Below are 11,071 nucleotides of genomic sequence, written 5' to 3' on the forward strand. Positions count from 1 at the left end.
CGAGTTTCAGACGGACCCTTGTGGGGTCGAAGTCGGGAATAGCTATCACGTTGATCCTGGGTGCCAGCACGTTTCAGACGGACCCTTGTGGGGTCGAAGTCGAGGTGACGACCGATGACGATCGTCCGAGACTACGAGTTTCAGACGGACCCTTGTGGGGTCGAAGTCGGGAATAGCTATCACGTTGATCCTGGGTGCCAGCACGTTTCAGACGGACCCTTGTGGGGTCGAAGTCGAGGTGACGACCGATGACGATCGTCCGAGACTACGAGTTTCAGACGGACCCTTGTGGGGTCGAAGTCTTATTTTGATGTTTGACGAGCCATTTCGGACGGGTTTCAGACGGACCCTTGTGGGGTCGAAGTGAGGCGCATCTTGCTGACGGGAAGACGCTGCCGGTGTTTCAGACGGACCCTTGTGGGGTCGAAGTAGGCACGACTCGGGGACACCGTCGGTCTCTTTGACGGTTTCAGACGGACCCTTGTGGGGTCGAAGAGGGCTGGCATGGGGTAGCGGTCATACTGGATCGGTTTCAGACGGACCCTTGTGGGGTCGAAGATCGGTCAAATCGGTCTACGTCGAAGGCGAGGAAACGAGTTTCAGACGGACCCTTGTGGGGTCGAAGACTGACGAGTCCGGCGAGGAGAAAACTGGCCGTGACTGTTTCAGACGGACCCTTGTGGGGTCGAAGTGACGAGGAGGTGCGCGACCGATGACGCTCGAGTGCCGTTTCAGACGGACCCTTGTGGGGTCGAAGCCTGACGCAGGTGAACGACTATCAGCTGAACCACAAGTTACAGCCGAACCCTCGTCGGGTCGAAGCATCGAACAGTGGGATAAACATCTTGTTTCAGACTTACAAAGAGTCGATCAGATGGGATGATCTCGGAGAGAGCCACGGCCATGAGACTGGCCGCGTGGAACTGCAATCAGGCGTTCCGCCGGAAACAGCACCACCTCCTCGACCTCGAACCGGACATAGCGGTCGTGCCGGAGTGCGAGGATCCCGAAGAGAAGGGCGACTGGTCGTCGTGGACGGACTGGGAGTGGACGGGCGGCGACCCGCACAGGGGCATCGGCGTGTTCACCCGAAACGACATCGCCATTTCGGACACAACGGAGATTGCCGAGGCCGACCACTTCCTCCACGTGGAGACCGATGCCGTGGACGTTCTCGCCGTGTGGGCGATGAACGACCGAGAGAACCCGCGACAACGCTACATCGGTCAAGTCCACACCGCCCTCGAAACCCATCCCCAGTTGGTCGACGAGGACACGATCATCGCCGGCGACTTCAACTGGAACGTGACGTGGGACGAGTCGCCGAACAGTCCGCTCCGCGGCGGCTTCGCCGACGTGCGAGGGGCGTTGAACGGAGCCGGACTGTACAGCGCGTACCACGCGGCGCGTGGTGACGAGTTCGGCGAGGAGATGAAGGCGACGTTCTACATGCACAAAAAGGAGGAACGGCCCTACCATATCGACTATGCGTTCGTACCCGGACACCGAATCAAGCAGGAGACAGAGGTAACTGTCGGCAGGTATGAGGACTGGATCGACGCAAGCGATCACATGCCGCTACTGATAACGATCTGAAATACCCGCTTATCGAACGCCGAACACGGGGTGGTAGGAGGCATCCCGGGCGTCCACTAGCAGGTACCGCGAGTTCCCGACCGCGACTTCCTCTGTCCACCCGTCCGGGTCGGTGTTGACCTGTGCCCCCGGATGCTTCCCGATGTCGCCCGCGTCCAGATCTCCGCCGAGCAAGTCAGCACGCTCCCGGTCGGTGAGGCAGGCGACCACGTCCTCGTAGCTCTCGATCTCCTCGATCATATGTTCACCCTCCAGTTCGCCCATCGACGCCGAGGCGACGGCGTCGGAGAGCCGCTCGTCGCCGGGATCCAGTTCCCCGCTGAACAGCGACTCGTAGAACTCGCCCACGGTGTCGGAGACCATTGTCGACTCGTCGATGCAGCCGTCTTCGGCGTGTCGCCGCAAGACTCGCCCCGTCTCTCGGAGGAGCGGGAGCCGGTCGCCGCCATCGCCGCCGTGAATCACCAACGAGGGGATGGCGTTTCCGTCCTCGGGTTCGGCGAGTCGCCAGACGACCACGTCGCCGGTCTCGCCGCCGAACGAGCGGTTGCACCGCCCACCGGACTGGACGATGTTGGGGATTGGCGCGTAGTCGCGGAACACGGTGTCGAAGCTCACGTCGACGCCGGCCTCGACGACGCTCGTGGAGACGAGGACGACCGACTCGTCGCGTTCGAGGAGCGGGTCGGGGTCGTCCACATCACCCGCCTCGTCGTCGTAGAGGGTGTCGATGAGCAGCTGGCGGTCATCGGGGCGCACGTCGCCCGAGAGGAACGCGTAGACGGTGTCGGCGTCCCGCTCGGCCACGGCGTTGAGCGCGAGTCGCCGGAGGTCGACGGGACTCGGTAACTCGCCGGTCTCGTCAACATAGTCATGGAGGGGCCGGCCGAGTTCGACCGGTTCGTCCTCCTCTCCAGTCGCCATCGGTGTGACGTACCGGTAGAGTTCTTCGGCACTCGCCCGGGTGTTGCAGACGGCGAGGACATCGCGTCCGTCTCCCGCCGCCTCGGACATTCGACCGCCTGCGGTGGGGTAGTCGAGCGTCGGGTACTCGTCGCCCAGATCCGTACGGACGGTGTCGTGCAGTCGGTAGGTGACTCTCGGGTGGGCGGCGAGGAAGTCCGTGTACTGGGCGGTGTCGTCGGTGAGTTCACGCGTGGTCAGTTCGTCCGAGCCGTACTTGACGAGGCCGGGCTGTGTCGCCGTCATCAGGATCACGGTGGCGTCGTAGGCGTCGACGAGCAACTCGACGAGCGCAGGGACGATCCGCCACCAGTCTTCGGGGATGGCCTGTGGCTCGTCGATCACGACGACGGACTCGCGGAGGGATGGCACCCGAGTGGCCTGTCGCGCCGTCGGGGCGGCGAGCGACTCGAAGAGCTGGACGGTGGTGGTGAGAGTGAGCCCACTCAGCCACGACTCCGCGTGGAGAGCGCCCGGCGAGCGGCCGATGTCGGCATCGGTGTAGTGGTCGCCGAGGCCAGTGTAGGTGTTCGAGAGGTGGTGGTGGAGGGTGAACGCCTTGCTGTAGGGACTGACGCCGAAGACGGACTGAATCTCGCTCGCGGTCTGGTCGAGGATGCTCGTGTACGGGAGGGCGTACACCAACCGACTGTCGCTGAGGTCGGCCGCCCGGAGTCCCGCGGAGAGCCCGGCGTACGTCTTGCCGAATCCGGTCGGAAGTGTGATCAGGCCCACGTCGTCGGACTCAACGAGGCCCTCGGCGTTCTCCGTCGCGTCTTTTCGGGCCTGGTCGCGGAGACTGTTGAGATCCGCCAGTACGCCCTCTCCCTCGTCGAGGTCGTCGACGTGTTGGTCGAGGGCGTCTCGGTCGGGGAGCCTCCCGTCAAGGTCACTCTCTTCGATCCCACTTGCAGCGGTCTGGTCGGCCAACTTGAGTGCCGTCCAGAGTCGAACCACGTCCCCGTAGTAGCCAACTTCGGCGTCTCTCTTACCCATTTGGGCGAAGTACACCAGATGGTCGTGTGCGCCGCCGATTGGTTCCGTGCGGTCGTCATGCCACTCGCGGAAGTCATCCCACGACCCTGCACCGTCAGTCGCCGCTCGGATGATGCGGTCGGCCCGCTCCGGCACCTCGTCGGAGATGTCTTCGAACTGATCATCGACACGCTCGTACGTCTCTCGGACTTCGGCGGTGGTTCGACCGTAGTTCTCCGCCAGCTTGGACGACTCCGGTGGCGACTGCGTGTCGTGGTGGCCCGCAACCACGAGCGTGGCCACCTCTGCCGCGTAACCACCGACCTCGTCGCGGCACTCCAGCAGGCAGTAGAGGGTGACGAGGGCGCTCGGGAAGGCGTGATAGCGGTACTCGTCCGAGTGCTGAGAGGGCTGGTTGCGGAGGTGCTTCTGTGCCCAACAGGTCAGTTTGGCGAAGTCGTGAGTGAGGCCGATCACTTCCGCGACCGGATCTGCAGGCGTGCCGTCGGCCAGCGTCTGCCCGCGACAGGCCTCGATCATCCGGTCGGCGACCGTCCGGAGGTGTCCTTCGTCATCGAACCGGCCCCCATCGCCGATGAGGAGCGTCGGCTCGCCACCGTCGGTCTTGGCCGGGTGCGAGATGTACTGCTCGAAGGTCATGGTGCGGGCATCAGTAGAGGACGACTTCGTGGTCGCCGACCGCGTGCGTCCGTGAGGCGTCAACCGGGAGGCGGTCGTCGCCAGTCGCGTACGTGATGTTGCCGAACGCGGTCGTCCGCCGACCGCCGTCGGTCGCCTCCATGTAGAGCGGTGCCCGCTCGCGGTTAACAGTGATACCGGGTCTGGGAACGACAGCGGAGTCGTCGTACGCGGCGGAGTCAACGGCGTCCGTGGTGGCGGATTCGACTGTGTGGGTGTCCACGTTCCGGATGTCGGCGATGCACTCGGAGAGCCCGAGTGCCGGCGAGTAGTGGTACCGCGAGTCTTCGAGGCGTTCCCGCAGTTCGTCGTGGACGTCCTCGTCGGCGAGTGCGGCGTAGACGCGGTACACCGGGTCGACCAGCATCTCGTAGGTGTCGCGCTGGCGGTCGTACTTCACGTAGGACTCGGGCGTCAGCATTTCCGCCCCGTGGTGCCAGCTACGCTCCTGTGGGAGGTACTGGATGGCGTCGTCAGCCTTCGTGTTGACCGTCGTGATCCCCATCGTGTACGTGTGGGGCAACTCCTTCGGGACGACGGCGACTGCGGACGACGATGGGGAGAACAGGTCGTAGTAGCTGTCGCGCGGCATCCCCATGATTCCGGCGAGCAGGCCGGCGACGGTCGTCCGCGGCGGGACGCGGTAGCTGGGCTTGGCGCTGTTGTTGCCCACCTTCCGGAAGTGGGCGAAGTCGGCGGTCACGTCGAACCCGATGCAGGTGTCGGGGACGTACCGGGCGGTCGACGAGTCGCCGCCATCGGACGCGTAGTCGGTGAGGTCTTGTTGCGTCATATGTGGAGAGGTCAGGCAGCGGTGTCAGTTCGCATACCGCTCGTACACGTCGTATGCGTCGACCGAGTCGGCGCCGAGGGCGTCCTCGAGGGCCGCGTAGAAGGCCTCTCGGTCGCCCGTCTCGTCGTCGGGGAGCGCGAAGTCGACTGCGCTGTCGGCGGTGACGTGGACAGTGTCGATTCGGGCCTCGTTGTCGGCGAGCGCGGTCACGAGTTCCGAAACGTCGAGATGGAAGTCATCCGTGCCCCGGATCTCATCCTCCGGCAGGTCGCCGTTGACGCCGATGCGGTCGTTGAGCCGCCCGATCTCGAAGCCGTCCCGCTCGTACTCAACCCGGATGTAGAGGCGGGGCTGCTGACCGGCCTTCGAGCGGGTGACGGTCTGGTTCTTCAGCGCCCGCCAGCAGAGAGTGTCGAGCCGCTCCACGTCGGCTTCAGTGAGGCGGGTGTCCGCGGCGGCGTTGTCGTTGATGCGGCCACCGAACCCGATGACGCCGTAGCTGATGCGGTTGTCCGTGGCGAACGTGCCCTGATCCTTCTTGCCGTCCTCCTCGTTGTCGTCCTCGTTGGCGATGACGGTGGCGAGCTGCTTGGACTCGGTGTTGCGGGCGACCTCGTGGTAGCTGCGGCCGTGGTTGAACTGCACCGGCCCCTCGAACTGGTCGGGGAGGTCGTCGGCCAGCTCCGTGTCGAGCGAGATTGTGGCCCCGAAGTACCGCACGTCGGCGGCGGTCTCGACGAACGCCTCGAGGAGTTCCGCGGGTTCCGCGTCTTCGGTGCTGACGCCCATCTCCTCCTCGACGGCATCGTACATTTCCTCGCGGGTCAGCACGTCGTCGTTGGGGTTAGCGATCAGCACGACGTGACCGTCCTCTTCGAGCTGGTCGCGGAGGTACCGCTTGAGCCGGACGTCGGTGACGACGCACTGCCCGGTGACGGGGTCGATGCGCGGCTCGTTGTCGGCGGTGAGCGGGTCGCCGTTGGGGTTGGTGTCCTTAGCGTCGATCACGAAGGCGATTTCGGAGCGGTTCTGGATCGTATCGTCGGTATTCTCTGTCATCGTTGGTGGTGTGGTTGGTTGATCGAAGGTGTCAGTCGTCAGTCTGTGCCTCGGCTGCTGCCGCCTCGTCCTCGTCTGTGTCGTCGAGCGTGGTGTCGTTCTTCCCGTAGGTGAGGCCGAGGCCGTAGTGCATCCGGAGGTCGTCGGTCGAGAGCGACCACTCCTCCGGCGTCCGTCGGTTCAGAATGTCGTTCAGCCGCGTGATGTAGCGGTCGTTCATCAGCATCCCCGCGTTCTCGTCGTCGTCCGAGTAGTGCGCGTTCTTCTCCAGCACCTTGCCGAGCGTGGTGTTGACGCGCCGCCGCGTCATCGCGTCGATGGGATGCTGGCGAATGACGGTGCGGGAGATGCCGTTGCGACTCTGATAGGCGGCCACGCGGCCGACCAGCGCGCCGAGGAGGAACGCCGCGCGGCGCTCCTCGTCTTCGGCGAGGGCGGGGTGGTTGTCGATGAACTGTGCGAGTCGGTCGTCTCTGTCGCTGAAGTCGGTCGTATCGCTCATGGTTTCAGTGCTTGCTGGGATGGTTCGTTGGTCGTCCGATGCCGCGTCGCCGAGGACGCTCGCGCGGGCGAGTGCCTGCATCTGGACGTACTGGCGGGTGAGCAGCGATTCCGGTAGTTCGCTGCCGTCCTCGAACGCGCTACGCTGCTCGCTGATCAGGCGGGGGACGTACTGTGCGAGGAGCCAGTCTGGATCCATCTGGCCATCGGACGCGAGGGCGGTACTCGTCGCCTCGGCGCGGAGGTCGGTCGTGCCGTGGTCGTCCCTGTCCTCGTCTGTACTCTGGTGGCGGAAGGTACTCTGGAAGTATCCGCCAGTGAGGACGCCGGTGACGACCGGCGCGTTCGTCCGCAGGTACTTGCTGCCCTGCTCGTCGGCTCCGTCGTCGGTCAGCCGACCGTACGGTGGCGAGGGGAAGAGAGGCGGTCTGTCGCCGTCCGGCGCAACAAGACCGTCCGTCAGCACGTTGGTGTGTGCCTCTTTGATGGCGCGAATCCGATCCGGGTCGACGCACGGTTCTTCCTCGATGAACTTGCGCTTGTTCCCCGGCGTGTAGGCCGCCACATAGTGAATCTGCAGGTCGTCGTACAGCGGATTGATAGGGTCGGTGGACGCGTCTTCGATGACGCCGACGGCCGCCCCGCTGTTGTCGGCAGCCTCCATTGCCAGTTCGTACAGCGCCACCGCCTGTTCGACCGTCGGTTCGGGCACGTACGGGACGTAGTACGCCGCCGTGTCCTCGCCGAGAATCTGGACGAAGTTCTCCAGCAACGGCCCACCCGATGTCACGGCGAACGCCGCCTCGGCGGTGAGCGGGCGCTGCTGCCAGCTCTCGTCGACCACGAGATTGGGGAACTTCTCGGCCATCTTCCCCTTGTACCGTTGCAGCGGAGAGTCGCTGAGTCCGAACACCTCGTCAGTGTCTCCGGTGATGAGTCCCCGGCCGTCGCCGGACGCGTCGTCGGCCTCGGAGTATGACCGCATTCGCTTCTCGACCCACCTGTAGAGCATCGCCTCGTTCAGCACCTCCACTTCGCCCGGATGGACGTAGCCATCGGTGTCGGGGAGCTTCAGGCGCACGGAGAGGACGCCGCTGAACTCGTCTCCGAAGGTCTCGCGGATGGCATCGACAACTTCATCCTCGATTGTGTCCATCAGGTCGCCGTCCTCCCCGACTTCTTTGAGGCCATCGAGGATCCATCCGTCGTTGTGGTCTTCGGCCACATCGGAGACGGAGTCGGACGCCGCCCAGCGGTCGAACAGTTGTCTGACGTACTTCACGCAGTCCTCGGATGACTTCGAAACGTCGTGTGCCAAGGACATATTGTGGCCCGCCGCCCGACTGCCTTGTCGGCTGAATCCGACTCGGAGCAGCTTTTCGCGGTCGAGCGACTCAGCGACGAACGGGGCCACGTCGTCGTCCGGCCGCTCGTCCAACTCGCCGGCCTTGCCGAGCGTCGGACTGTCACCAGTGAGATCGACGAGGACGCTGAACAGGCCGACCTCCTGCTCGTAGTACCCGGTGCGAGACTCGTGGGTCATCCGCTCGACGTACCGGTCGTCGATAGGCACGTCGTACTGCTTCGCCGTGTTCAGCGCGTGGAGCTTCCCGTACAGGTACGCCACATCGTACAGCGAGGCCATCGGACGGCCGAGGAGTACCTCCTCGATGTCGTCCGCGTCCTCGCCGGCGTCAAGAGCGATCTCACTCATCGTTTTCGAGTTGCCTGTTGAGGAAGCCGAAGCCGAGCGGCGTCCGGCGGCCGATCCCGACGTCCAAGGCGAGGTTGAGGTGGCGGCGATGGTGGTCGTCGCGGACGCGGTACGGGAACCGCCACTTCGACACCAGCACCGTCCACTCCACGTCACCCGACAGCTGGACGTCGAGCCAGAGCTTCTTGATCATCTCGTACGACTCGAACAGCGGCGCGTCGACCTCCTTCGGCCCCGGGTCATCACTCGGCATGAACCGGTCGTGGTTGCGCTGTAGCTGCGTCTCCACGTGGTCGAAGAACGCCTCCATCCCGTGTTCCGACCGCCAGAACGTCTCGTCGTCGTGTTCGTCGGGGTCGTCGAGGTACTTCGGGGGCGTGACGGCGTACACGCCGGTCGCGGTCTCGAGGACGCCCTCCGTGCCCGGCGGGCCGACGTCGGGATCGAGCGGCCGCGTGTCCGTCACGCGGAACGGCATCGACCCCGCGTGTACCTCGGGGTTCTCGAGGAGATCGGCCACGATGTGTGCCAACTGCTCCTCGCGGGGGGAGGCGATCAGCAGTTGGCGCTCGTCGCCCTCGTTCAGATCACCCCACGGGAACGGGTTGGAGAACGAGAACCCGGGCGTCTGTGCGCCGTGTTCGTCGTACGGTGTGTCGCGGAGCGCGTCCCACATCCGCGCCCGGAGCCGGCCGTGGTACTCCGGGTCGTAGGCCGCGTCCATCTCTGCCTCTAAGTCGATTAGCACTCTCATCGCATCACTTCCATCGCCGCAGCAGCTTTGGCATCATAAAAGAGTGGAAGGCGCCGCCCGCTTCGAGAGGTTTTGATCAAGCGAGAAATCATATCGGTAATCCTAACTCTACCATTCTAATACTTATGGTTGGGAGAATTTGTTATTGCCCAGAGTATCAGGGCAACCTACGGGAATTCTTGGAATCGTTCGTAGAACGGGGCTCTCCCGAGAGTATCTCGATCGGACCACTGGCGTCGGCGAAATTCTCAAACTCGGAAACCGGCGATTATCTACGTTATCCGAGCGTGTCATAGAATCGGGCACAGGCCTATTCGACTCCGTAGTGTGCGGGAAGTTGGTTAGTTGAAAACCTGCTTGCATGAGATGAGTCTACTATTGGTCAAACAAACGATACAATCCATGTCTATGGCGATCAGCTTTGTGAAGTACTGAAACTTACTTGTCCCGTGGGTACCGAACACTAGAAACTCAATGGTCGAAATTCCAGATTCCCTTCGCTCTCTGTTCAGCGCTCCAATCGAAGAGCGAAATGGAACATACGTTGTTGAAGTTCCTTCGAGCGAAGTTGATCACGAGGCGTTGTCAGCCGACGAAACGTATCGCGTAGCGATTCTTGAGTCTCCTACCTCAACAGAGTTATCGATGCAACAGAAGACACAGCAACCTCCTTCTCGGGAAACCGCGAGCCGCACTCCATCGGGACCCCCTGTCGAAGAAGGCGAGGTACGCGATGTCTCAATCGAGACTGTCGGCGATCAGGGCGACGGCATTGCAAAAGTCGAACGTGGGTATGTCGTGATCGTCTCTGGGGCCCAACCTGGTGACGAGCCTACCATCGAAATCGAGCAGGTTCAGAAGAACGTCGCATTTGCGAGTGTTGTCGATAGCGATCCACGAGCACTGTGAAAGACCAGCCAGATAGCCGAGAGCTTGATCTGTTCTCCTGCTTACGCCGGTGATCTATTGTGCGCCAGTAGGAGTGAGGCGCATACTCGTGTGTCTCGAGGCCACGAACGAGTACAGACCGACCATCCGAGAGAGATCCGCATCGAGATCGACCGATAAACGAGTACACGAACTCGTTGCGATCGACGAGTGGCTACCAAGCACAGAGCCAACACCGTACAATTACGTTTATTGTGGAACTGATGTCTGTGAGTGGACGGGCTGACTATCGCACTGTGTCACCAAGAGATATTCACCCTGATGTTTTTGACATTAACTATAGCAGTTAGCAGTACGACAACCATGGATGGGGAACAGAATTCAGAGGTGCGCTTCAGGAAGCGTCTCGTGAGGGTGGTTGTCTCGATCATCGTACTGACTGGAGTGACTGTCATTCTCGGGTACGGCGGCTGGGTTGTCTTGACGCTCACTGCCAAAGTCGGTGGATATGATCCGAAAACTGCTGACGGCGAGTTGCTTCGTGATCGGTTATTGGCGTGGCCCGACCGCAACAGAGAAGTTATGCGCTCGAACGGAAGAACGAGCCTCCCGTTGAAACCGTAGCGGATCTACGGAACTCATCTTTTTCTGTTCAACACGATGTGTGTAAGGTCAGTGGCTGCTCCGTTATCTGCTTGTAGCGTGTCATAGAACCGGCCACACGCCTATTGACGCGTAGGGAATGGTAAGTACAGACAACTTAGTTATCGATCAATAGCAGAGCAGCGAAAATGACGAGGGCGAGGGGGATAATATACATAAGAAGAATAGCAATAGTCCCAATAGCCATATTAACTGCACCACCGCCTCCAGAACCTGTTTGTATGGTAGTTGGATAGCGTGACTATAATTCACTACTCGGTGATGCCTCTCTCCCTGAGCTGAGTTCTTCTCCACCGAGGATAGACTGGAGCTGTTCGGGCGGATCTAGTCCTCGCCGTTTCCACGTGGCCAACATGGTCGTGATCGTCTCGTGAATCTGGACCCCTTCGGCTGAGCGGAGGGTCCGGAACATCTTCCGCAGCACAACTTGCTCGCGCAGAGCGCGCTCTGCGCGATTATTCGTCGA

Annotated in this window: 8 protein-coding genes, 1 pseudogene and 1 CRISPR repeat array; of the genes and pseudogenes, 3 read left to right on the forward strand and 6 right to left on the reverse strand. The window is 62.3% G+C overall.

Going from position 1 to position 11,071, the window contains the following annotated elements:
* Positions 1-3 precede the first annotated feature (3 nt).
* A CRISPR array of direct repeats spans positions 4-822; the repeat unit is 29 nt; unit sequence GTTTCAGACGGACCCTTGTGGGGTCGAAG.
* Positions 823-903: 81 nt separating this feature from the next.
* Positions 904-1,596 carry an endonuclease/exonuclease/phosphatase family protein gene (locus BSG09_RS19170; RefSeq protein ID WP_092935988.1) on the forward strand — a complete coding sequence of 231 codons (693 nt, stop codon included), beginning with the start codon at positions 904-906 and terminating at the stop codon, positions 1,594-1,596.
* Between the two features lie 9 nt (positions 1,597-1,605).
* Here BSG09_RS19170 and BSG09_RS19175 read toward each other — a convergent pair whose 3' ends face one another.
* From BSG09_RS19175 to cas6, 5 genes are read right to left on the reverse strand one after another with little or no spacing between them, the layout of a single operon-like run.
* The gene (locus BSG09_RS19175) at positions 1,606-4,194 is read right to left on the reverse strand and encodes a DEAD/DEAH box helicase (RefSeq protein WP_092935990.1); all 2,589 of its coding nucleotides are present in this window, start codon (positions 4,192-4,194) and stop codon (positions 1,606-1,608) included.
* A 10-nt stretch (positions 4,195-4,204) separates the two neighbouring features.
* Positions 4,205-5,026 (reverse strand): type I-B CRISPR-associated protein Cas5b, encoded by an 822-nt coding sequence (gene cas5b, locus BSG09_RS19180; RefSeq protein WP_092935992.1) that lies wholly within the window; start codon positions 5,024-5,026, stop codon positions 4,205-4,207.
* Between the two features lie 24 nt (positions 5,027-5,050).
* Positions 5,051-6,085, reverse strand: a complete 1,035-nt coding sequence (gene cas7b, locus BSG09_RS19185) for a type I-B CRISPR-associated protein Cas7/Csh2 (protein WP_092935994.1) — start codon at positions 6,083-6,085, stop codon at positions 5,051-5,053.
* A 31-nt stretch (positions 6,086-6,116) separates the two neighbouring features.
* The gene (locus tag BSG09_RS19190; RefSeq protein ID WP_092935996.1) at positions 6,117-8,300 is read right to left on the reverse strand and encodes a TM1802 family CRISPR-associated protein; all 2,184 of its coding nucleotides are present in this window, start codon (positions 8,298-8,300) and stop codon (positions 6,117-6,119) included.
* Positions 8,293-9,054 (reverse strand): CRISPR-associated endoribonuclease Cas6, encoded by a 762-nt coding sequence (gene cas6 / locus BSG09_RS19195; protein ID WP_092935998.1) that lies wholly within the window; start codon positions 9,052-9,054, stop codon positions 8,293-8,295. Before cas6 ends, BSG09_RS19190 begins: the two co-directional genes overlap by 8 nt.
* A 474-nt stretch (positions 9,055-9,528) precedes the next feature.
* On the opposite strand from cas6, the gene BSG09_RS21795 reads away from it, so the two are divergent.
* A complete protein-coding gene (locus BSG09_RS21795) occupies positions 9,529-9,963 on the forward strand; it encodes a TRAM domain-containing protein (RefSeq protein ID WP_092936001.1) in 435 nt (144 codons plus the stop codon).
* 342 nt (positions 9,964-10,305) lie between these two features.
* Positions 10,306-10,566 carry a hypothetical protein gene (locus BSG09_RS19205; RefSeq protein WP_092936003.1) on the forward strand — a complete coding sequence of 87 codons (261 nt, stop codon included), beginning with the start codon at positions 10,306-10,308 and terminating at the stop codon, positions 10,564-10,566.
* 280 nt (positions 10,567-10,846) lie between these two features.
* On the opposite strand, the pseudogene BSG09_RS19210 reads toward BSG09_RS19205, so the two are convergent.
* Positions 10,847-11,071: pseudogene (locus tag BSG09_RS19210) on the reverse strand (IS66 family transposase); the annotation flags it as partial.

Source organism: Natrinema hispanicum, from assembly GCF_900111485.1.
Lineage (GTDB): Archaea > Halobacteriota > Halobacteria > Halobacteriales > Natrialbaceae > Natrinema > Natrinema hispanicum_A.

Bases quoted from the DNA above. Each gene is read 5' to 3' on its own strand.
- BSG09_RS19170 (WP_092935988.1), top strand. From the start codon at position 904: ATGAGACTGGCCGCGTGGAACTGCAATCAGGCGTTCCGCCGGAAACAG.
- BSG09_RS19175 (WP_092935990.1), bottom strand. From the start codon at position 4,194: ATGACCTTCGAGCAGTACATCTCGCACCCGGCCAAGACCGACGGTGGC.
- cas5b (WP_092935992.1), bottom strand. From the start codon at position 5,026: ATGACGCAACAAGACCTCACCGACTACGCGTCCGATGGCGGCGACTCG.
- cas7b (WP_092935994.1), bottom strand. From the start codon at position 6,085: ATGACAGAGAATACCGACGATACGATCCAGAACCGCTCCGAAATCGCC.
- BSG09_RS19190 (WP_092935996.1), bottom strand. From the start codon at position 8,300: ATGAGTGAGATCGCTCTTGACGCCGGCGAGGACGCGGACGACATCGAG.
- cas6 (WP_092935998.1), bottom strand. From the start codon at position 9,054: ATGAGAGTGCTAATCGACTTAGAGGCAGAGATGGACGCGGCCTACGAC.
- BSG09_RS21795 (WP_092936001.1), top strand. From the start codon at position 9,529: ATGGTCGAAATTCCAGATTCCCTTCGCTCTCTGTTCAGCGCTCCAATC.
- BSG09_RS19205 (WP_092936003.1), top strand. From the start codon at position 10,306: ATGGATGGGGAACAGAATTCAGAGGTGCGCTTCAGGAAGCGTCTCGTG.